We start from the raw sequence: 22,179 nt of genomic DNA on the forward strand, positions 1-22,179 counted from the left end.
CTGCTTCATCTTGCGTACTACTTAGCTAGATCACGCCAGTGATCGTAATCTTCAGTAATAAAGCCTGCGTGTATATAAGCTTGGCGAATCGCATCTGGTGATTTTTGTCTTTGCTCTTTGATGTAGCTTTGCAGAATATTGAAAAGCTGAGTATTACGCGCTGGCAAAATAAAAGAGCGGGATGCATCAAAGCTGACTTTTACCCCTGGTATTCTGATTAACTCTCCGCCGATTCTCGTGACGACCGGCTCTTTAAGGTAGGAGAGGGTAAAGTCACCACGGCCACTGGAGATAAAATTAGCTATCAAGTTTCTAGTGGGTAGCAGGTTAACTTGCTTAGCTCCTATGTTGTTGAGCGCGGCTTGGTCGGTTTTCCAGCTTTTAACGGTAACGCCTCTTAATTTAGTGACATCGATACTATCACCTAACTCCAAAATGTCAGTTCTGTTCTTTGTAGAAAAAATGCCGACCTGGAATTCCCCTATTCGAATAACAGGGTGAGTGATTAATAGGTTTTCTTCCTTACGATGATCGCCCTCAAACAGCGATTGGCCAACCATATCAATCTTATTGTTGTTAGCTAGTTGAAGACCGCGGGCAACATTAGGGTATGGGACTAGTCGAAGTAGGTCGACGTATTTGGCCGATTTGACTGCGTTGCAAATGACCATGATATCCATGGTGATTCGTTGAGAACCTTTAAGTTGTTCGGAGTCTAGTTCTGGGCACTCTTTTACAGGTAATACATTTGAATAGCCGGCTCTACCTGCGGCTAATTTAAAATGCTCATTAACGTAATTAGCATGCACACCGATCGATAGAGTGTCTGCACTAAGGTGGCTTGATATTAATAACAGCAGTGTTAGAAAAGATCGCATTGTACAACTCAACCAAATTGGACCATTTTATTGTAGTAGATCAAACAGTTAAGGAATATAGGACTTCCGAGGTTAAAAAGTCTTATTTCAATGGCTATAATGCGCGTCCTTATTACAACATGTGTTAGGTCAGGTATTAATGGACGCTCTCGACGAGATCAAAGAATTTTTAGCATGTGAAACTCCCGATTCTTGGATTCAGGCTGCTTTGCAGAATCAGGATATTCTTCTGATTGATCATGCGCATTGTGAGAAGAAAGCGGCTTCTACAGCAATGACATTGATGTTTCGCTATGTTGATCGTCTTGAGTTGTTAAACAAGATGTCACGTTTAGCACGTGAAGAGCTGATTCACTTTGAACAAGTATTGGCGATCATGCAGGATCGAGGTGTGGTTTATGATCATATGTCTTCTGCAAGATATGCGGGTGGTATGCGTACCCATGCGCGTACATCTGAGCCGGGCCGTTTGATCGATGTTCTAATTATTGGTGCTTATATAGAAGCGCGATCTTGTGAGCGTTTTGCCAAATTGGCGCCGTTCTTAGATGAGGAGTTGGCTAAGTTCTATCGCTCCCTGCTGAAATCAGAAGGCCGTCATTACCAAGATTATTTAGGTCTTGCTGCAGACTACGCCGGTGAGCCAATTGATGAGCGTGTGGCATTTTTCCGCGAAGTTGAGCGAGAGCTGATTGAATCTCCGGATGACGAGTTCCGTTTCCATAGCGGTGCTCCAACATTCATCTGATTATTATGTAGGAGCCCACCCCCGTGGGCGATTTTTATCATTTATCGCTCACAGGGTGAGTTCCTACATCACTCGATTTCGAAGCTAATGAGATCGTAACTATCTTGATCGACTTTAAGATACCAGCCGAGTTTGTCCCAATCGCCGAGCACAATACGTGTCGCAGACTCGGAAGCTAGCTCCACTTGATGTATCGCGGGTCTATGGGTGTGACCATGGATCATCAGGGAAACATCATTATCAACAAAAGATTGATTAACCGCGTCTGCATTTACATCGGTGATGTAATCAGACTTTTCGGTTGTGCGCTGTTTGCTGGTGTCTCGCAGTTGTCGAGCGATAGCTAAACGCTCTTCTAATGACTTACTTAAGAAATCTTGTTGCCACTGTGGATTGCGAACCAAAGCGCGGAATTGCATGTACTCCGTATCATCACTGCAAAGCTGATCACCATGAAGCACCACGGCATTGCCAATTGGCAGCGGAAGTACAAGTTCTTCAGGTAGCAGTTTGGCGCCGATGCTTTGGCAGAACTGTTCACCTACCAAGAAATCGCGGTTGCCGTGTTGGAAGAAAATTTCACAGCCTTTGACACTCAATGTTTTGAGTTGTTGTAAAAGCTCATCCAAGCCGGGGGTAGGGCAATCGTCGCCAATCCATGCTTCGAAAATATCCCCTAGAAGATACAGCTGTGTCGCATCGGTAGCAGTATGTTCTAGGAAATACGAAAACGCCCGGGTAAGATCCGGGCGTTCGGGTTTCAGATGTATATCTGAGACAAAGTATACGGGCATTATTCTTCTTCTGCGCTTTCTACTTCTTCTGTAACGATTTCAGCTGACTCGATGATGATATCTTCAACCGGTACATCTTGGTGGCCTGCGCGGATAGTAGTTGATGCTGCTTTTAGTTTGTTAACTACATCCATACCGTCAACAACTTTACCAAATACCGCGTAACCCCAGCCTTCAGTTGTCTTAGCTGTGTGGTCAAGGAAAGTGTTGTCAGAAACATTAATAAAGAACTGTGCAGATGCGCTGTGTGGATCCATTGTGCGTGCCATAGCGATTGTGCCTGCCGCATTAGAAAGACCGTTGTCTGCTTCGTTTTCAATGGTTTCGCGAGTGGTTTTTTGTACCATACCTGGTTCAAAACCGCCGCCTTGGATCATGAAGCCATTGATTACACGATGGAAAATAACGCCATCGTAGAAGCCTTCCGTGACATATTGCTCGAAGTTTGCTGCTGTTTTCGGAGCTTTTTCGTGGTCTAGCTCTATAGAGATATCACCAAAATTAGTATGGAGGATGATCATTGTTGTAAAGTCCACTTCTTCGCCTTTGACTGGCCCATTATACGCAAGTCTAAGAGAAACGCATCACTGTTTATTCCTAAGTGGCGAATAATTGATTCTAAAGTACCAACCCCAAAGAATTGTAGGCGGCCTTTTTGGTATGCGGGGATTACTTAGAAATTTATTGAAAAAATCTTACTGATATTCACTGCCAATTAGGCGGCGCATCCGTTTATAATGTACAACAATTTATGCCCTATAGATGTGGACGCGTTTCAGGGCAATTCAGAATTCATGCAATGTCGGGATTAAGACGTTTTTATGAGCAATACAGAAAGCAGTAAACCTACTAACTTTATTCATCAGGTGATTGAACAGGATCTGGAAGACGGTAAGAACAACGGAAAAGTTGTTACACGTTTTCCGCCAGAGCCAAATGGTTATCTTCACATTGGCCACGCTAAGTCTATCTGCCTGAACTTTGGCACTGCTGAGAAATATAACGGCGAATGTAATCTACGTTTTGATGACACTAACCCGACCAAAGAAGATCAAGAATACGTTGATGCGATCAAGCAAGACGTTGAATGGTTAGGTTTTAAGTGGGCGGGTGAAGTTCGTTACGCGTCAAACTACTTTGATCAGTTCTACGAGTGGGCGCAGCACCTTGTTCGTGAAGGCAAAGCATACGTTTGTGACCTGAGCCCAGAAGAAGCAAAAGAATACCGTGGTTGGGCTACTGAACCAGGTAAAGACAGCCCATACCGTGAGCGTTCACCTGAAGAGAACCTTGATCTACTCGAGCGCATGCGCAAGGGCGAGTTTGATGAAGGAAGCTGTGTACTGCGCGCTAAGATCGACATGGCTTCTTCTAACATGAACCTGCGTGACCCGATTCTTTACCGTATTCGTAAAGAGTCTCACCACCAAACAGGTGACAAGTGGTGCATCTACCCAAGCTACGACTTTGCTCATGGTCAAGAAGATGCTATTGAAGGCGTAACGCACTCAATCTGCACACTAGAGTTTGCTGATCACCGTCCATTGTACGAGTGGTTCATCGAAAACCTACCTGTACCATCACAGCCACGTCAGTATGAGTTTGGTCGTCTAAACCTAAACTACACAGTAACCAGTAAGCGTAAGCTGAAGCAGCTTGTTGATGAGAACCATGTCAATGGTTGGGATGACCCACGTATGCCAACTATCTCTGGCCTACGTCGTCGTGGTTATACGCCAGCTTCTGTACGTAACTTCTGTGACAGCCTAGCGGTTGCTAAAACTGACGGCACAGTTGATATGGCACAGTTCGAATTCTTCGTGCGTGAAGATCTAGATAAAAATGCACCGCGTGCAATGTGTGTTGTTCAGCCACTGAAAGTCACAATCACTAACTATGACGAAGGTCAGGAAGAGTGGTTCGAGCTACCTAAACACCCTAAAGATGAAACTATGGGTGTTCGTAAAGTACCGTTCACACGCAACATTCTTATCGAGCAAGATGACTTTGCTGAAGTACCGCCACGTAAGTGGAAGCGTCTAACCCAAGGCGTTGCGGTTCGTCTACGTGGCTCTTACGTTATTACCTGCCAAGAAGTTATCAAAGATGCGGATGGTAACGTTGTTGAATTGAAATGTACTTACGATCCAGCAACTGCCGGTGCTAACCCTGAAGGCTACAAAGCTAAAGGCGTTGTACACTGGGTATCTGCTGATAACTGTGTGCCTTGTGAAGTGCGCGAGTACGATCGTTTGTTCTCAGAAGCAAACCCAACAGGCGATAAGGAAAAAGATTTCCTTGAGTTCATCAACCCAGAATCTTTAGTGGTTAGAACTGACAGCCGTTGTGAAGTAGGTCTGGCTGATGCGGCAGTAGAAAGCGCTTACCAGTTTGAACGTACCGGTTACTTCTGCGTAGATTCAGACTCTACAGCTGATAAGTTGGTATTTAACCGTACCGCTGGCCTGCGTGATTCGTGGGGCAAGTAAAAGTTAAGACCGGCTGTTAACAGCTAAGGTCAGCTAAAACCGGCTAAGAGCAGAGATGCTTTTAGCCGGTTTTTCGTTTAGAGCTGATTTTATCCGCACCAAGCTGTTTCTTCCTGCCTTTATCCGATTCTTACCCGCCCTTATTAACCCCTTCACGGCAGGCACTTAATAGCTGCTCTGCAAAATCATCTTCATTAACCGCTCTGGCAATCGCGACCCCGCCAATCATCAATACTGCTTTCTTAATCGCTTCGCTTTCATCGAGGGCTGGCTGGCCTTCATTTAGCTCATGGATATTATTGATAAAGCCTTTCAGTACGCGCGTATAGGTGGTGCGAACCTGATCATCTCGTTGATGAATGTCCGTGGTTAAGAATGCTAAAGGGCAGCAGAACTCACCATTCCGATGTTTATCGCTCAGGTAAGTTTCAATAATATCTGACAGCTGAAAACCCGAGCGTTCAATGGTATGACTTTTCGCTAGGTGAGCAGCGCTCAAGATCGCTGCGGCGTAGAGATCGCTCTTAGACTCAAAGTGATTGTAAAACGCCCCTCGGGTAAGGCCGGCGTGTTTCATCACATCGTTAATCGCCACTTTATCAAAGCCATCTTTGGTAAAGAGTTCTGCAGCGCTATCTATGATCTTTTTACGACTCTGCTGCTTTTGTTCAGCCGTCCAACCCATAAAACTACTCCTGTACTTGCTTATGCCGGAGTATGGCATAAGTTTAAAATATGTTCTTGAACATATTGTGTCGGTCAATAAAGTGGAGCTCAGGTAGTTAACCGAATGAGTTAACCGAATTAGATAACAGGAGTTTAAGCATGACTGCACCAATCCGAATTTATGGCCCATCTTTCAGTACATTTGTGCGCAGTGTGATGATGGCTTGCGAGCTAAAAGGACTGCCTTACGAGGTAACTACACAAGTGGATGGCGAAGCAGTGGGTTTTCATACCCCGGGCCACAAAGCGATTCACCCATATACAAAATTCCCAGTGCTTCTAACTGAGAAAGGACCGATTCCAGAGACCGTTGCGATTCTGCATTACTTAGAAAATGAATACGGTGGCGCAAAACTTTATCCAACTGACCCTTATGCTCAAGCTCAAGTGGAAGCATGGAGTGGAATCAGCGGTATCTATGTGGATTTTGAAATCGTGCGTAAAGTGCTACTTGAGTTCATCTTTCCGAAAGGTGAAAACGGCACAGTACGCATGGATAAAGTAGAAGCTGCTGTTCCAGGTATCGAAAACGCACTATCCATCGTTGCTGATCAGCTAGCTGATTATCCTTTTATCTGCGGTTACGAACTTACAGCTGCAGACCTAATCTTGATCCCAATTATCGATTACATCGAAGGCAATGAAGTAGGTAAACCGCTGGTGGCTAAGCACGAAAATGTACTGAACTATATACAGACTATTCGTCAGCAGGATTTTGCGAAGGATGTTCTTAAATAGATTCAGGACGCTACGCTAGAGGACGCTGCTTCGCAGCTAGAGATCGGCTTCGCCTTTTAGGACGCTTCGCTAGAGAAAAAGCAAAAGGGCAATTCAGAAGTTGATTAGAAAGTAGGGTGTAATGGGTTAACCGTTCACCCTTTTTGTATGATTAGCTCAGGAAGGAATATGTTTTAAGTAAATATCCTATAGATTAAACGCCTCTTATTTCTGGTTATTTACCCAGTATATTTTTGTTGTGGTAGTTAAACTGTTCTTGAAGGACTGATAACTGAACTCAGTGATGCTTGCTTTCCACCCAGTGCTAAGTTAAAAATACTTATAAAACAGACAGATGGATGTCTGGCATGGGGAGATATACGGACCCCCGTATATACAAATGTTAGGCATTACCCAATTGGTTCGAACACCTACAATTAATAGATAGAAAAAGATGGAAAAAAGACGATTTCCAACTCAAAAAGTGAAAATGCAGCTCATGGCTTTAAGTGGAAACAAGTGCGCATTTCCTGGCTGTGAGGAGAGCTTGATTACTGAAAGCGGAAACACAATTGGCGAAATTGCATCAATTGAGTCCATGTCGCCAGGAGCACCAAGGTTTAATCCCTCAAAGACAGCTAGTGAACTCTTAGATGCAGATAACTATATATTGCTCTGTCCAAATCATCATTGCTTGATCGATAAGGAGCCAGAAAAGTACTCTATTGACTGGCTAAGAGCTGCGCGAGAGCAACATCTAAAAAATATCACGAAGCTTCTATCTAAGCCTGAGTCTGAAACAAAAGTTACAACAAGTGTATCGCTTTCGAAAGCAGTTGAGGTATGGAGTAGTGAACGAGAAAACTCTTCCGAGGAGTTTTGGCAAAACCTATTTGAGAGCTGCCCTCAGCTAATTTCTCAAGCTTTCCCTAAGAGTATGTATCAGCTAGGCAGTAAATGTTATGTAGGCGGTAAATCTTGGACTAATACTGGTGGAAACCTAGTTGATTTTATCTACTTGAATAGATTGACAGGTAATATTGTGCTGGTAGAAATTAAAACACCAAAAACAAAGTTACTAGGGAAAAAATATCGCAACAATGCTTATTCAATAAGTGAAGAGCTATCAGGCTCAGTAGTACAAGTATTAAATTACAAAGAACAGTTAATGAAAGAGCTATATCAATTAAAAGATGACACATTTAGCGCTTTTAATCCTAAATGCGTAGTCATAGCGGGTACTCTTGAAAGTGAGTTCAAGAATGAAACACAATACAAATCATTCGAACTATTTCGAAATAACAGTGCCGGAGTAGAAGTGCTTACTTATGATGAGCTGTTTCAAAAATCTAAAGATACTTTGGCTATAGCAAACTAATGCCTAATAAATGCATGTTGCCGGTCTGTTTTTTCGCTGTGCTCCAAACCAGCCGCAAATGCGGGCGTTAGGACCAAGCAAGTAACGAGATAACGTATGGATTTAGATGCTCAAGGAAAAAAACTACTTTCACTATTGGTTGCTAAAATTAAAACAGCAGTTCCTGGAAGGCCAGAAACCTACATTGGTTACAAAGAATGCCATGATCTTCTTGGGTTACCACAAATAAGAGAGAAGTGGGGGGAAAGCTTAAAGCCTCAAGGCCTTTCTTCTTTGGCTGATTGGACAGAGTCAAATAACAAGCCAGGGATAACGGGAATTATAATAAACCTTTCTACATTTGAACCCGGCAAAGGATACTTTAATCTCTTTGGAAAAGATGATGGCGACTACGCTTGGTGGGCTGAGCAAATCAAAAATTCGAAAGAACATGATTGGTCACCCTATTTAATCGAAGAGTTTGACCTGACTCCATCTGATTTTGAGGCACCAGATAGAAATGACATTGTCACTTCACGTATTATCAGAGATACAGCTCTTTCATTGAAAGTAAAAGCGATAAACTCCTATGAGTGCCAATTGTGCGGCACATCTTTAGGTATGCCTGCGGGGAAGAAATATGCCGAGGTACATCACATAAAGCCTTTGGGTAAACCTCATAACGGTCCCGACACGGAAAACAACATGATCTGTTTGTGTCCCAACCATCACGCAGAATTGGACTATGGAGCAATAAAACTAGCAAAAGAAAAAATAACCATTAATGAAGGGCATGAAATATCTGATGAATTCCTACGTTATCACAATGAATTCATATATAAGCCCTAACAAGCAAAGGCAGCCGGACGGCTTCGCCACCCTCTGCTTTGGGCGTTAAGTATCAAGCCAAAAGGAAAGTATGAACATGGAATATCTTCCTTCTGACATTGAAGCAAAAGTCATACGCTTTATATGCGGAGCAGTATTTGGTTGTCTGTCGTCTTTAGTAACCTTTAATTTGCTCTTCACTATCCGCCTAGATAGCCCTGACATTATTTGGCTATTAGTTGGAATAGCTGCGCTTTTATCAGGTCTTTGGGCTATGAAATATGGCGATTATTTTTGGAAGAATATAGTTAATCGTTGGTGGTTTTGGTGAAAGCAATCACCAAAGCTCAATGCGTAACAATAAAAGGCATCCGATGTATATTGCGCGGCCTCTTTAAACATTAGCTGCACCCATAAATCCCAACATCTAGGAAATATCATGAAAGAGATCACCAGAATAAATCATGTAGGGTTGAGAGTTAGGGATTTAGATGTCTCTCGTGAATTTTATGAAAAGCTTGGCTTTGAATTTCTTATTGGTCCTGTGGGGCCAGAACCCGTTGCTATCATTGAGCATCCATCGGGAATAAATATAAATCTTATTTTGAATGTCTCTAAAGAGGCACCAAAGAAGAATATGTTGATGGAAGCAGACCTTAAATACCCTGGCTATACACATATTGCACTTGAAATAACCGATTACAATTCAGCAAAAACTAGTATTGAGGAACTTGGTTTCCCGATTACTGGAGAAGTTGAATACAAGGGTGCTCAGTTTTTCTTTATTCGAGATCCTGATGACAATGTAATCGAGTTTCATCAACCAGCTAGTAGGGTGTAATAGCGGAGCGGATTACACAAATCCGTACGATCCATGCCGCAGCGGCTTTTCCTCTAGCCGCGTAGCGGCGTCCTCTAGCGAAGCGTCCTAAAAGGCGAAGCCGATCTCTAGCTGCGAAGCAGCGTCCTATTTCTTAAAAACCACCGTCCTATTACCATTGAGAAAAACCCGTTTCTCAATATGGTATTTCACCGCCCGAGAGAGTGTGATGCGCTCTATATCCCTTCCTTTAGCGATCAGATCTTCTGGATAGTAGGTATGGTCAACAGGTTCAATTCCTTGGGCAATGATTGGGCCTTCATCGAGATCGGCATTGATATAGTGTGCGGTAGCACCCACCGTTTTCACGCCTTTTTCATAAGCTTGGTGATAGGGTTTTGCACCTTTAAAGCCGGGTAGGAGCGAGTGATGGATATTGATTGCCCAGCCTTCCAGTTTTTGACAGAGTTCATCCGAAAGCACTTGCATATATCGAGCTAAGACAACGAGATCGGCGTTTGTGTCTTGAATTATTTGCCAGAGTTGCTGTTCCTGCTGCTGTTTATTTTCTGGCGTGATTGGAAGGTGGTGATAGGGGATCTGATACCAGTCTGCTAAATCTTTCAAATCAGGATGGTTAGAAATGATAGCGGGTATGTCGATGTTTAGCTGACCAATCTGTTTTTTGTAGAGTAGGTCATTGAGACAGTGATCAAATTTAGATACCAGAATAACAACTCTGGGCTTGTAATCACTAGGCTGTAACTCCCATTGCATATCAAACTTTTCCGCTCTGAGGGAAAAGCGCTGGCGGAATGTGCCCTGATCAAAGTGGCTATTGGTTCTGAAGCACGCCCGGATAAAAAAATGCTCACTGCTCTCGTCATCAAAGGAGTGAAGCTCTTCTATATAGTGTTCATTCTCGTAGAGAAAACCTGTCACAGCATCAACCGTACCCAGTTCGCTGGGGCAGCTAGCCGTGAGTATCCATGAGCTGCCAGACATTTCACTCTCCTATCAGATAATCATTAAGTGTAGACGATCTCTTTTTGTGCCAAAGGAGATCAGGGTTTAGGCTTACATGAAAGAATGATGCGCATCGTTTGATCTGTACCCAGAGGTTTTTCCTCTAGCCGCGTAGCGGCGTCCTCTAGCGAAGCGTCCTAAAAGGCGAAGCCGATCTCTAGCTGCGAAGCAGCGTCCTGCCCTTAAACCTTAAACTTCCCAAGTTCCGCATCTTGCTTACGCGTCAGGTCTGTCATTTGATGGCAGTTTGTTTCCTGTGCTTTGGCGTTGTTGGAGACCGATTGGCTTAGGTCGCGGATATTGGTGGTGTTGCGGTTGATCTCTTCTGAAGTGGCGCTTTGTTGTTCAGCAGCAGTCGCTATCTGGACTGTCATTTGGTTAATTTCCTGAATGTTGTCGCGGATAGTATTGAGGACTGTGTTGGCTTCACTGGCAATGTCTTGGGTTTTTGCGGCTAACTCTCTGCTTTGAGTAATCGTACTTTCAGCGTTTCTTACCCCAGACTGAAGCTGCTGAATCATATCTTTAATCTCTTCAGTCGATTGCTGAGTTCTGGAAGCGAGGGCACGGACTTCGTCGGCAACTACGGCAAAGCCTCGGCCTTTATCACCGGCGCGGGCAGCCTCGATTGCTGCGTTTAGGGCTAGCAGGTTGGTTTGATCTGCTATTTCGGTAATTACGGTTAGGATCGATTCAATATTGTTACTGTAATTAGCTAGCTCATTGACGGTATTGACAATATTTTCCATATCATCCGCTAAATGGCTGATTGATTCTGTGGTCTTGGATACTACTGCAACCCCATCACTAGCAGCAGCATCGGCACGTTGGGCTGAGTCAGCGGCGTGTTGCGCATTAGTTGCTACGTCTTGAGCAGTGGCGGACATTTGGTGCATTGCTGTGGCTAATTGATCGAGCTCGTATAGTTGTTTTTCAAGCTCATTAGCTGCTGTAGAAGCTGAATTGAAGGTGTGGTCACTATTCGAGCGTACATCTGATGAGATCTGTTTTACCCGAATAATCAAATCCTGAAGGTAGCTAATAAATTGGTTAAAATCGGTGGAGACCTGACCAAATTCATCTTTAGTGTTCACTTCTAAGCGTTTAGTCAGATCGCCGTCACCACTGTTTATTTCGACTAGGGAGCTGCGTAGATTTTCTAGCGGAAGTAGCTGTTTAGATACGGTCACATATAAAGCACCGCTGCAGATAAGAGCGCTGATAATCGTTGCAATGAGAGCAGTGATACCTATTTGATTAGCATCGGCCATTACAAGGCCTTTATCTAAAACTACACCTATTAGCCATTGGCTACCTTGAAGATCTTCTAGCCTACTAAAAGAGACAAATACGGTATCGCCGTTAACGGATGATTCGGCTAGCTCACGGTTAAAGCTAGGTGCAGTGCCATCGAATAAATCATTGATGGATTTGCCATTCATATCAGCGTTGGGATGGCTGATTATGTTGCCGTTTGAGTTGAGCAGGAATGCGTAACCGGTGTTGTTGAAGTTAAGGGTGTTCAGAGCATCGGATACGGTCTTTAAGCTTAGATCGCCACCAAATGCGCCTTTGAATTGACGGTTATCGTAGAAGTTAGCTACGGCTGAGATAAGGATTTCGCCACTGGCAGCATCGGCATAAGGGTCGGTTAATACCGCTCTGTCATTTTGTTTTGCATAAGGGTACCAAGGGCGTTTTCGTGCATCCCAACCTGTTGGGTTCCATTCTGGGTCATTGGTTATCTTTTTACCGTCGGTATCTAGGCCACCAAAAATCAAAATAAACTCTTTTTTAAGGATGGGGTTATCAAAGGTGGCTTGTATGGTTTCTTGAGAAAAGTCTGCGTTGATACTCTCCGCCATCATGTCGATAAGTTTTAATTTGGCGTTGAGCCAGTTGGTTATCTGATAGCTCAGGACTAAGGTGGCTTCTTGGGTACTTTGCTCTGTTTTCTCATACAGAGCATCTTTGACGCTGCTGTATTGAATCCATGAATAGATGGCAAAGGTTAGGACGACAACCGTGGAAGCGAGTAGGGCAACCTTGTGTGAAACTTTCATACAGTTAACCTCAAAGACGAGACTTCAAGTTTATCAATAGCGTGACAGGGCATTTCCCTGCGTTGATAACTAGTTATTCTAGACCAGATATTTGGAAGGCAATTTCGGATTATGAAATTGTTGAGTGTTTATCGAGGAGAATATGCAAAGTACCTGAGTTAAACGCTTGGTTTTTGTGGTAGTATCTGCGCCCAAGATCTGCTGTTGTGCAGATAAATTGTTGTCGCCTCAGTCAAAACGGCTGGGGTTTTATATTTTGCGTTGGGTTTACGCCCCAATTAGCGGAGTTTGTATGTCTGATTTACCGCAAAATTCTGAAGAGCAGACGGTTGTTTGCGCTCTGTATAAATTCGTCACCCTAGAAAACTTTGAAGCATTAAGAGAACCATTGTTCGAGTGTATGCAAAAAGTAGGCGTGCGCGGCACCTTATTGTTAGCCAATGAAGGTATCAACGGTACGATTGCGGGAAGCCGCGAAGGTATTGATACAGTGCTAGGGTGGTTGCAGCAAGATGACCGCCTGAATCCTATCGAATACAAAGAGTCGTTTGATACCAGCAATCCTTTTATGCGTACCAAAGTTAAGCTGAAAAAAGAGATTGTGACTATGGGTGTTGAAGGTATCGACCCTAAAAAGGTGGTGGGTACCTACGTAAAACCAAAAGATTGGAATGCGCTTATTTCTGATCCTGATGTGGTTTTGGTTGATACGCGTAATGACTACGAAGTGGCGATCGGTACATTTGAAAATGCGATCGACCCAGAGACTAAGACATTCCGCGAGTTTCCTCAGTACGTTGCTGAAAATCTTGATCCAGAAAAGAACAAGAAAGTTGCGATGTTCTGTACTGGCGGTATTCGCTGTGAAAAATCGACAGCCTATTTGAAAGAGCAGGGTTTTGATGAGGTTTATCACCTAGAAGGCGGTATTCTGAAGTACCTTGAAGAGGTAGATGAAGAAGATTCGATGTGGAAAGGTGATTGCTTTGTCTTTGATGGCCGTGTTTCTGTAAAACATGGCTTGGAAGTAGGTGACTACGATCAATGTCACGCGTGCCGTATGCCAATTACAGAAGAGGAAAAGCAACTCGCTTCGTACGAGAAGGGTGTGAGCTGTGTGCACTGTATCGAAAAGATGAGTGATTCACAAAAGCAGCGTTTCCGTGAACGTGAACATCAAGTACAGCTAGCGAAGGAGCGTGGTGAATCTCACCTAGGTTCTGATGTGCAAGATGCTGTTCAAGCGCATCGTGATGCCAAAGCCGCTTATCGCGCAGCGCAAAAAGAGCGTTCTAAAGGCTAATCAGCCTTGATCAAAACTAAAAAAACCATGCCAAGGCATGGTTTTTTTATATCTATCTGAAGTTGCTTATTTGCAGCAAGGTTCAGAAATGATCTCAATCTTGTCTTCTTTTACAGCGTGAAAGAAACAGTTAGAACGTTCTGTATGGCAAGCCGGACCCGACTGATTCACTAGGCACAAAAGCGTATCGCCATCACAATCGATGCGCATCTCAACTAGCTTTTGTACGTGGCCAGAGCTTTCGCCTTTACGCCAGTAGCTTTGGCGTGAACGAGACCAATAGCATACTTGGCCAGTTTTTAATGTCTCTTCAATGGAAAGGCGGTTCATCCACGCCATCATTAACACTTCGCCAGTTTCTGCTTGCTGAGCAATCGCAGGAATCAGACCGTCTTCGTTATAGCGAAGGTTATCAAGTGCTGCACTTAGATCTGTTTGACTGCCTTTAACGCCAGACTCTAAGTCGTAGTAAAAACTGTTTTTCATTGTTGCTTCTCTGCTACAAGTAAAATCTGCGGGCATCATACCACAAGGAATTAAATGGGGCGGGACAATTAAATTGAATCATTGTCCTCTTTTGTGCTCAAACCAGTAACTGGAATTTTGGGACCGCACTATGTTTTCACGGACAAGCCTTTTAGCCTTCCTTATCGCAATATTCGTAACCTTGGTTTGTTTTAAGTCGTGTTCGGTGTTCGCTGAGCATAATGGGTTTGATCTTTCCGATAGTCTAATCCCTGCCGAAAAAATACTGCCGGGCGGTCCTGCGCGTGATGGCATTCCTTCTATTGATAAGCCTGAATTTATAGCGGCGAAGCAAGCGGGCGGTTGGCAGGATGATCAACAGGTGTTGAGCCTAACCTTGGCCGGTATTACCCGTGCATATCCTATTAATATCTTAAACTGGCATGAGATCGTGAATGATAATTTTGGCGGTCAGCCTGTTGTGATCAGTTATTGTCCTCTATGCGGAACAGGCATGGCGTTTTCTGCTGATATGAATGGTGAGGCGCTGACCTTTGGTGTCTCTGGCTTGTTATATAACAGTGATGTTCTGCTCTACGATCGTCAGTCAGATTCTCTCTGGTCACAGTTAAAAAGTCAGGCCGTGACCGGGAAATTCAAAGGTCAAAAACTCATTCAATTACCATTGAATCAGATGACCTGGAAAGAGTGGAAAGCTCGTTACCCCGATGGTGAAGTGCTCAGTCGTAATACTGGATATTCAAGGGACTATTCTCAAAGTCCTTATGGCAGTTATGACGAAAGCCCTGTGCTGTATTTTCCTGTGGAGTTCCGAAGCCAAGCTTACCATCCCAAAGAAAGAGTTTTGGGTGTGGAGGTGGATGGAACATTTAAGGCGTATCCCTTTGCTGAACTATCCAAAACATCAAATAATGAGCTGCTAGACGATTTTAATGGCCGGCAGTTTAAACTGCAGTTTAATGCATCGTCTCGTACGGGGGAGGTTGTCGATACTGAAACAGGTAAACCTTATCCGGCAGTCAACTCGTTTTGGTTTGCTTGGTATACCTTCCATCCCGACACAGATGTTTATAAAGCTCAGTGATTTAGCTGATAAACTATTTATTAAAAGTCTCTAGATAAAGCCCCAAAATGGTATTTGAACCTACAGTCAAAAGGTCGTTAGACTGTAGGGGAGTTAGATTTAGTTAGTAAAAGATGGATTCGAATCACCGATGACGAACGCTTTAGGCATATCTGAAAAACAGAATACGTTGTTGCCTTTTATTATTGCTGGGCCTTTGTTGCGCAAAGTTACGCCTGACCAAGTTGCTTTGTGGCTGGTTACCTCTGAGCCCTTAAAAGGCTCTTTCCATTTTTATCAGGAGCAGGAGCTTGTTGCTCAGGTAGATTGTGCTTCGATTAACCAATCTATTCAGGTGGGTAAATCTGCTTTTATCAATTTAATTGAGTATCGGCCGGAGCACTCCCTCTCCACTGATACTTGGTTTTCTTATGATCTTGAGTGTGAAGTTCGGGGTGAAATTCAGAATTTAAAAAGCCTGTTGCCCCATCTGGTTTATCCAGGTGAAGACCGCCCCAAGTTTGCCCTAAAAACTCAGCTGGATCAGGTGCTGCATGGTTCTTGCCGTAAACCTCACTATGCATCCGAAGATGCGCTGCTACGCGTCGATCAAGTATTAGAAAGTTCAATAGACGATATTGAATCTCGCCCTGCGCTTTTGATGATGTCGGGTGATCAGATCTATGCGGACGATGTCGCTGGGCCAATGCTATCGGCCATACATCAGACGATAGATCTACTCGGTTTAGCGCCTGAGTTGATAGAGGGAGCTACGGTAAGGAACAGCGCCGAACTTTATAAAAGTGAGCATTGTTATTACGAACGTGAAGAGTTGCTACCGCAAACACCTGCAGGGCAAGATTTGGCCGATCGCTTTTTTGCCGGAGCAGAGAAACCGATATTTACTGCGGATACGGCACACAATCATCTGATTACATTGGCTGAGATGTTGGCGATGTATTTCTTGGTCTGGTCACCACAGCTTTGGCGTCATATCTCACTAAACGCAGGCGAAGTTTCAGATAAATATATCGATCGATACTTAGATGAACAGAGAGAGATTGATCTATTTGTTAACGGTTTACCTGACGTTCAGCGTGCTTTAGCTCAAATTCCTGTTTATATGATTTTTGATGATCATGATATTACTGATGATTGGAACCTAACCCGAGGTTGGGAAGAAGCGGCTTATAGTCATCCGTGTTCCAGAAGCATTATCGGTAATGCGCTACTCGGTTATTGGCTTTGTCAGGGCTGGGGGAATGCCCCTGATCAATTCCCGCAGCAATGGACGCAGCTGGTTCAGCAAGATGCGATTGCAGACGGTGGGGAAGTTAGGAATGATCTGATTACTCAGGTGCTTGAGTTTGAAGCCTGGAGTTACTGTCTTAACACGTCACCCAAACTGGTGGTTTTGGACACCCGCACTCGCCGCTGGTGGTCGGAAAGTAGTGGGGCTAAACCTTCAGGATTAATGGATTGGGAGGCGTTGTCTGAACTGCAGCAAGAGCTTATTGGTGAAGACGCAGTGCTTTTGGTTTCTCCCGCACCGATTTTTGGTATGAAACTCATCGAGACAGTTCAGCGGATCTTTACCTACTTTGGCCATGCGCTGATGGTGGATGCTGAAAACTGGATGGCTCATGCAGGTTCTGCCAATGTGATTCTCAATATCTTCCGTCATCCTAAGACACCGCAGAATTTTGTGATTTTGTCGGGTGATGTGCATTACTCCTTTGCTTATGACATCAAGATTCGTTTCCGGAAAAACAGTCCAGATATTTGGCAAATCACCTGCAGTGGTTTAAAGAATGAGTTCCCACATGCTTTGTTGAATCTCTTTGATAAAATGAACCGATGGCTTTATGGCAGTCGTTCACCGCTTAACTGGTTTACCAAACGAAGACGGATGCAGATTCGCTCTCGCATCCCTGAAGGTATGCCGGCTAAAAGGGTATTCAATGGCAGTGGCGTCGGACTAGTTAAGCTAAATCAGGTTGGTGAGCCTACTGAAGTGAGCGTGCTCAAGGCTCAAGGTGGTGATATAAGTTTCCCTTACAGAAAGCCTAAGTCTCGCTCTTAACGATAACAGGAGCAATGCATGATAGATTGCTCCTGTTAACTATTTATCTATTCTCCATCTGCGCTTTTTTCCATCCTTGTTGCAATCGCAATTCTATTCCATGCGTTGATTGCAGTGATTTGCATGATGATTTCCACAAAACCTTTCTCACCAAATTGCTCTAGTCCTTGCTGGTAAGTTTGATCGCTTAGGTCTTGTGGATTGGTTAAAGTAATCTCTTCGGTAAGGGCAAGAGCAATTCTTTCCTCTTCGTTAAATAGCTTCGATTTTCTCCACGCAGATAGCGCATAAATACGTTGTTCTGATTCGCCTTTTGCTCGTGCCTGGCTTGTATGCATATCGATGCAGAATGCACATTCGTTTAGCATGGATGCCCGTATTTTGATCAATCCTTTCAACTTATAACCGATGCTTATATCTGAGAGGTAATTCTCCATCTGTAACATAGTGTTAAATGCTGAGGTGTGTGACTTAACAAAGTCTATTCTATGTAGCATGTTTCAATCCTAATCAATAACGTTGAATTATTTGATTATTTTGGCGCTAAGCAAGAATGTTTAGAATCTGTTATAAAAGCGGAACAATTTTGCGTATTTTGCAAAAGTTAAGGCTAGATAATTAAGGTGTGCAAACAGGGTAAGAAAAGATGCTTGAGTTACTACGGATATTTATTCAGGTGGCTAATTTGGGGAGTTTTTCTAAAACAGCCAAAGCGCTTAATATCGCGCCATCCTCGGCTACGAGAAGTATTGATAAATTAGAAGCTGAATTAGGCGTTGCGCTTTTTAAGCGCAGTACTCGATCTTTGTCTCTGACTGAACACGGTCAACAGCTGTTTGAACGTGCTAATTTACTTTTAGCGGATGCCGATGATTTAGTCAGTTCCGTTAAAGATGCCAATGCGGAACCTAAAGGGGAGCTAAAAATCTCTGTTTTTGAGAGTTTTGGCAGGCAAAAGGTTTCGCCAATAATTCCAGCATTTCTCAAGCAATTCCCAGAAGTGAATGTACAGATTGAGCTGGATAACCAACTGGTCGATCTGAAAAGCAGTGCGTTCGATATCGGTATTAGAATTGGTAAACCAGAAGACTCAGATTTACGTGCCCGCAAACTCATAGAGAACCGAATGGTGCTATGTGCATCATCGAGTTATATAGATGTATTCGGGTCGCCTGCAAAACCGAGTGAGCTTTCAGATCATAATTGCTTGTTATTGAATCAAGGGCGGCAGCGCTGTTATTGGCATTTTAATTCTAAACTGAGCTCTGAGAAGAACTCTCTACAGAGCTCTTTTAAGAAATATAAAAAGGTTCTGGTGACCGGCAATTTATCTTCTAAAGGCGGCTCACCTCTGGTTGAAGCGGCCATTGCAGGAACCGGTATTTTATTGATCGCTAGATGGATGGTGGAGGATCATCTGAACGATGGAAGCCTGATTGAATGCATGCCAGAGTGGACACCATCGCTTTATGAGCAGGGTAGCGGAGATATCTATGCGATCTATCAAGGCAGTCGATATCTCAAGCCGAGTGTCCGTAGTTTTATCGATTTTCTAGTTGAGCATATTTCGGATTAAGGTGTTTAAACCTTTTGCGAAGCACGCTTAGTTTTAGCGGTTGCGATCGCTTCTAAAGGGTTGTCTGGCCAAGGGTGTTTAGGATATCGGCCTTTCATGTCTTTCTGCACATCTTTGTAGGCATTTTGCCAGAAGCTTTCTAAGTCCTGAGTGACCTGTAGTGGTCTTCTTGCAGGAGAAAGTAAGTGAAGCTGTAGTGCTACATGATGCGCAACTTTAGGTGTTTGGGTACAGCCAAACATCTCTTGTAGTTTTACTGCTAAAACAGGTGGATTTTGGCTGTAATCGATTCTGATCTTTGAGCCGGAAGGTACGGTAAATCGTTCCGGTGCTAACTCATCTAACTTCTGAGGCAGAGGCCAAGGGAGCATCGCTTGTAGCACGCTGTTTAGATTGATTTTCTTCAACTGCTTTAGTTGCGTGATGTTATCCAAATAAGGTGTCAGCCATTCTTCAAGATTGTCGAGAAGCCAGTTGTCGCTTAGATCTGGCCATTGATCTTGTGATTGCTTTTGAACTGCTTGGTGCAGAAAGATCACCCGCTGACGCCATGCTTGAATATCATCATTCCAAGGTAAAAGGGATAACCCACGTTTCCTTATTTGATTGATGATAGCTGTTTTGATCGCCTCTGGTGAAGGGCTTTCTAGAGGGGCGGATTCCCAAACGAGCGTGCCGATTCGTTTTTGCTGCTCGGCACAGATACGATCTTGGGATTTGTCCCATTCGATCACTTCATGCTGCTGAATCAGCTCAGGAATGAATTGTTCAATCAACTCAGGATTCAGGGGCGCAGCCAGTTGGATCTGGTCGTTCGTTTGGTTTTGTTTTCCTTGCAGGGTCGCAACGGTTATCCATGGATATTGGCTTAATCGATCTTGATCGTAGAAGTTCGCCGCACGTCCATTATTGAGTTTATAAATAGTACTGTTCTGGCGTTGCTGTGCGATGCGATCAGGATACGCAAGTGCCAGTAACACAGCTGCTTGTTCTTGATCTGGAATCTTATGTCCAGAAGCTTCGCTTGGAATTTCAAGTTTAGAAAGCATTCGATGGTAATGCTGTTCCTGTTTTTTGATTCGATGCCAGACGCCTTTCTGAAAACTCGGTTTGGTTGCTAGCCATTCGAGGCGGCTGTTGATATCCGTACCTTCATTTCTAAAAGGGTCGCGTTCCATTAAGAGCGCTGCGATACGACAGGCTTTGTCGGCTAAGCCCCAAGCTGAACCTTTGATAAGCATGTGACTGAGTCTTGGATGCGCAGGTAACTCAGCCATAAGCTGACCGTGGGCGGTTGTTTGCTTCTGTAAGTTTAGCGCGCCTAATTGGGTAAGTAGGGTTTGCGCTTGTTGGAAAGAACCTGCTGGTGGTTGGTCAAGCCAATTAAGGTCGTTTGTATCGGTGGTTCCCCAGCTAGCTAGCTGTAGTGCTAAAGCTGTTAGATCTGCTTGTGCTATTTCCGGGCTATCGAACGCGCTAAGTTGTTCTTGCTGTCCTTCACTCCACAATCGGTAACATACACCAGGGGATAATCGACCCGCTCGGCCTGCACGTTGTGTGGCAGAAGCTGAGGAAATTCGGCGCGTATGTAGGCGTGTCATTGCCGAGTTAGGATCATATTTGGCGACACGTGTTAAACCAGAATCGATGACGACCTCTACGCCTTGGATGGTTAAACTAGTCTCAGCAATGTTTGTTGCTAGTACGACTTTGCGTTTACCTTCATCACTTGGATTTATGGCTTTACGCTGTTCATCCAATGTTAGATCGCCATAGAGCGGCGCGATAGCAATAGTGTTTTTCTCTGTTTGTGAGAGCTGCTCGTTAAGTAGTTCTTCAACTTTTCGAATCTCTCGCATGCCTGGTAAGAAGCATAAAATACTGCCGGTTTGCTCGGCTAGCGCTAGGGTGACGGTTTTAACCAGCTTTTGTTCTAGCCATTCACCTTGAGAGGGTTCGCCACAATAGAAAGGTTTAACTGGGTAGCTACGACCTGAACTGGTTACAATTGGAGCATCATTCAACAACTTGGCGATTTTTTCGCCATCCAATGTGGCGGACATCACCAATATCTTCAGCGGAGTTTCTTCACGGAAATATTCTCTGGCTTCTAGCGTAAGGGCTAAGCCTAAGTCAGCATCTAAGCTGCGTTCATGAAACTCATCGAAAATTACAATGCCGTAGCCTTCAAGGCTTGGATCGGTTTGTAACATGCGGGTTAAGATACCCTCTGTCACAATTTCTATTCGGGTTTGTTCGCTGATACAGGTGTCGAGTCGAACTCTATAGCCAACGGTCTGACCCGCTTTTTCATTGAGCATCTGTGCCATACGTTCGGCGGCCGCTTTGGTTGCTAAACGCCTTGGTTCTAGCATGAGAATCTTTTGATTACCCAGCCAACTCTCTTGGAGCAATGAGAGGGGGACTTGCGTAGTTTTACCTGCACCAGGAGGTGCTTCTAGAACCGCTTCATTTTGATCGTTAAGCGCTTGAGTTAATTCGGGTAAAACGGAAATGATAGGTAGCAAGGCTTCGACACTCTGAAAAAATAATCAGCATAAAGTTTAACAGTTTTTCTATAAGGGTTTGGCTCTGACAGGTAGTAAAGCTACAATGATGGAGCAATAAATTTTTTGCCGATGTTGTTCTTAGTTGTAAGGAGCCTTAATGGCGGGTAATTTTAAAGGTCGCAGAGGCGGCTACAAAAAAACTCCTAAACTTTCTGGTCGTGGTGTACTGGAAAAGGTTGTCACCGATGGTCCTCATGTTGAGTGGGTTGGCATGCCGCCATACTACATTCATGTGATAACAGTAGATGGTGAGGAGTACTCTTATATGTCTCCAGATAAAGATCTAGAAATTGAGCTAGGTAAGAAAGTTACCTTCCGTTATAAAGAAACCAGCAAAGGCAATTTTGTTGATAAGCGTTCCTTAGGTGTTGTGATCGACCCAAGTGAACTAGGTTATTAAACCATTCTAAGATTTTTCAAAAGCAGCCAATAGGCTGCTTTTTTGTTTTAGTTATCATGGCCTAAATGAGCTATTCGTTTATCTAATCTCCTTTTATGCAGCCATTGGATTCAAAATATCTGACTTTACGTGCATTACAGGGGTATAAATCTGTTTAATAATGTTCTTTGATCTACTACTGAGCTGGGGTGTCATCACTTAAAGTGTAAACACACTTCTATTCCTAACTCGTTGATTTTAGAATGCTCAGTA

Annotated in this window: 21 protein-coding genes; 12 read left to right on the plus strand and 9 right to left on the minus strand. The window is 43.9% G+C overall.

Annotated features, from left to right (window positions below; all coding sequences use genetic code 11):
* Positions 1–17 precede the first annotated feature (17 nt).
* Positions 18–878, minus strand: coding sequence for a hypothetical protein (locus ACMXYX_RS06945; RefSeq protein WP_415906674.1), 861 nt, complete (start codon positions 876–878; stop codon positions 18–20).
* 139 nt (positions 879–1,017) lie between these two features.
* Here ACMXYX_RS06945 and ACMXYX_RS06950 point away from each other — a divergent pair, with 139 nt between their 5' ends.
* The gene (locus ACMXYX_RS06950) at positions 1,018–1,626 is read left to right on the plus strand and encodes a tRNA-(ms[2]io[6]A)-hydroxylase (RefSeq protein WP_415894078.1); all 609 of its coding nucleotides are present in this window, start codon (positions 1,018–1,020) and stop codon (positions 1,624–1,626) included.
* Positions 1,627–1,694: 68 nt separating this feature from the next.
* Here the strand turns inward: ACMXYX_RS06950 and ACMXYX_RS06955 are convergent, their stop codons facing one another.
* Both ACMXYX_RS06955 and ACMXYX_RS06960 read right to left on the minus strand, forming a co-directional pair.
* A complete protein-coding gene (locus ACMXYX_RS06955; RefSeq protein WP_415906675.1) occupies positions 1,695–2,420 on the minus strand; it encodes a UDP-2,3-diacylglucosamine diphosphatase in 726 nt (241 codons plus the stop codon).
* Positions 2,420–2,941, minus strand: a complete 522-nt coding sequence (locus ACMXYX_RS06960) for a peptidylprolyl isomerase (protein WP_415884660.1) — start codon at positions 2,939–2,941, stop codon at positions 2,420–2,422. Before ACMXYX_RS06960 ends, ACMXYX_RS06955 begins: the two co-directional genes overlap by 1 nt.
* Positions 2,942–3,241: 300 nt before the next feature.
* Between ACMXYX_RS06960 and ACMXYX_RS06965 the strand changes: the two genes are divergently transcribed.
* The gene (locus ACMXYX_RS06965) at positions 3,242–4,909 is read left to right on the plus strand and encodes a glutamine--tRNA ligase/YqeY domain fusion protein (RefSeq protein WP_415906676.1); all 1,668 of its coding nucleotides are present in this window, start codon (positions 3,242–3,244) and stop codon (positions 4,907–4,909) included.
* A gap of 130 nt (positions 4,910–5,039) precedes the next feature.
* Here the strand turns inward: ACMXYX_RS06965 and ACMXYX_RS06970 are convergent, their stop codons facing one another.
* The gene (locus ACMXYX_RS06970) at positions 5,040–5,594 is read right to left on the minus strand and encodes a TetR/AcrR family transcriptional regulator (RefSeq protein WP_415906677.1); all 555 of its coding nucleotides are present in this window, start codon (positions 5,592–5,594) and stop codon (positions 5,040–5,042) included.
* A 140-nt stretch (positions 5,595–5,734) separates the two neighbouring features.
* Between ACMXYX_RS06970 and ACMXYX_RS06975 the strand changes: the two genes are divergently transcribed.
* From ACMXYX_RS06975 to ACMXYX_RS06995, 5 genes are all read left to right on the plus strand, one after another.
* Positions 5,735–6,373 (plus strand): glutathione S-transferase family protein, encoded by a 639-nt coding sequence (locus tag ACMXYX_RS06975; protein ID WP_415898463.1) that lies wholly within the window; start codon positions 5,735–5,737, stop codon positions 6,371–6,373.
* A 433-nt stretch (positions 6,374–6,806) separates the two neighbouring features.
* The gene (locus ACMXYX_RS06980) at positions 6,807–7,730 is read left to right on the plus strand and encodes a Shedu immune nuclease family protein (protein WP_415906678.1); all 924 of its coding nucleotides are present in this window, start codon (positions 6,807–6,809) and stop codon (positions 7,728–7,730) included.
* A gap of 96 nt (positions 7,731–7,826) precedes the next feature.
* The gene (locus ACMXYX_RS06985; protein ID WP_415906679.1) at positions 7,827–8,558 is read left to right on the plus strand and encodes an HNH endonuclease; all 732 of its coding nucleotides are present in this window, start codon (positions 7,827–7,829) and stop codon (positions 8,556–8,558) included.
* 76 nt (positions 8,559–8,634) lie between these two features.
* A complete protein-coding gene (locus ACMXYX_RS06990; RefSeq protein WP_415906680.1) occupies positions 8,635–8,868 on the plus strand; it encodes a hypothetical protein in 234 nt (77 codons plus the stop codon).
* A 108-nt stretch (positions 8,869–8,976) separates the two neighbouring features.
* Positions 8,977–9,378 (plus strand): VOC family protein, encoded by a 402-nt coding sequence (locus ACMXYX_RS06995; protein WP_415906681.1) that lies wholly within the window; start codon positions 8,977–8,979, stop codon positions 9,376–9,378.
* Positions 9,379–9,504: 126 nt separating this feature from the next.
* Here the strand turns inward: ACMXYX_RS06995 and purU are convergent, their stop codons facing one another.
* Both purU and ACMXYX_RS07005 read right to left on the minus strand, forming a co-directional pair.
* Positions 9,505–10,362: a formyltetrahydrofolate deformylase gene (gene purU / locus ACMXYX_RS07000; protein WP_415898035.1), complete on the minus strand. Its 858-nt coding sequence runs from the start codon at positions 10,360–10,362 to the stop codon at positions 9,505–9,507.
* 203 nt (positions 10,363–10,565) lie between these two features.
* Positions 10,566–12,446: a methyl-accepting chemotaxis protein gene (locus ACMXYX_RS07005; RefSeq protein WP_415906682.1), complete on the minus strand. Its 1,881-nt coding sequence runs from the start codon at positions 12,444–12,446 to the stop codon at positions 10,566–10,568.
* A 292-nt stretch (positions 12,447–12,738) separates the two neighbouring features.
* Between ACMXYX_RS07005 and ACMXYX_RS07010 the strand changes: the two genes are divergently transcribed.
* Positions 12,739–13,749 (plus strand): rhodanese-related sulfurtransferase, encoded by a 1,011-nt coding sequence (locus ACMXYX_RS07010; RefSeq protein ID WP_415898037.1) that lies wholly within the window; start codon positions 12,739–12,741, stop codon positions 13,747–13,749.
* A gap of 66 nt (positions 13,750–13,815) precedes the next feature.
* Here the strand turns inward: ACMXYX_RS07010 and hisI are convergent, their stop codons facing one another.
* Positions 13,816–14,235, minus strand: coding sequence for a phosphoribosyl-AMP cyclohydrolase (hisI, locus tag ACMXYX_RS07015; RefSeq protein ID WP_415881506.1), 420 nt, complete (start codon positions 14,233–14,235; stop codon positions 13,816–13,818).
* 130 nt (positions 14,236–14,365) lie between these two features.
* On the opposite strand from hisI, the gene ACMXYX_RS07020 reads away from it, so the two are divergent.
* Together ACMXYX_RS07020 and ACMXYX_RS07025 are read left to right on the plus strand one after the other, a co-directional pair.
* Positions 14,366–15,319, plus strand: coding sequence for a DUF3179 domain-containing protein (locus tag ACMXYX_RS07020; RefSeq protein WP_415906683.1), 954 nt, complete (start codon positions 14,366–14,368; stop codon positions 15,317–15,319).
* 130 nt (positions 15,320–15,449) lie between these two features.
* Complete coding sequence (locus tag ACMXYX_RS07025) at positions 15,450–17,381, plus strand: alkaline phosphatase D family protein (RefSeq protein ID WP_415906684.1); 1,932 nt, start codon at positions 15,450–15,452, stop codon at positions 17,379–17,381.
* Between the two features lie 47 nt (positions 17,382–17,428).
* On the opposite strand, the gene ACMXYX_RS07030 is transcribed toward ACMXYX_RS07025, so the two are convergent.
* Complete coding sequence (locus ACMXYX_RS07030) at positions 17,429–17,878, minus strand: carboxymuconolactone decarboxylase family protein (RefSeq protein WP_415906685.1); 450 nt, start codon at positions 17,876–17,878, stop codon at positions 17,429–17,431.
* Between the two features lie 149 nt (positions 17,879–18,027).
* Between ACMXYX_RS07030 and ACMXYX_RS07035 the strand changes: the two genes are divergently transcribed.
* Positions 18,028–18,957 (plus strand): LysR family transcriptional regulator, encoded by a 930-nt coding sequence (locus tag ACMXYX_RS07035; protein ID WP_415898450.1) that lies wholly within the window; start codon positions 18,028–18,030, stop codon positions 18,955–18,957.
* A gap of 5 nt (positions 18,958–18,962) precedes the next feature.
* On the opposite strand, the gene hrpB is transcribed toward ACMXYX_RS07035, so the two are convergent.
* Positions 18,963–21,485, minus strand: a complete 2,523-nt coding sequence (gene hrpB, locus ACMXYX_RS07040) for an ATP-dependent helicase HrpB (RefSeq protein ID WP_415906686.1) — start codon at positions 21,483–21,485, stop codon at positions 18,963–18,965.
* Between the two features lie 139 nt (positions 21,486–21,624).
* Here hrpB and ACMXYX_RS07045 point away from each other — a divergent pair, with 139 nt between their 5' ends.
* Complete coding sequence (locus ACMXYX_RS07045; protein WP_415881500.1) at positions 21,625–21,927, plus strand: hypothetical protein; 303 nt, start codon at positions 21,625–21,627, stop codon at positions 21,925–21,927.
* Positions 21,928–22,179: the final 252 nt, after the last annotated feature.

The organism is Neptuniibacter sp. QD72_48 (assembly GCF_047778065.1).
In the GTDB taxonomy this organism is placed as follows: domain Bacteria; phylum Pseudomonadota; class Gammaproteobacteria; order Pseudomonadales; family Balneatricaceae; genus Neptuniibacter.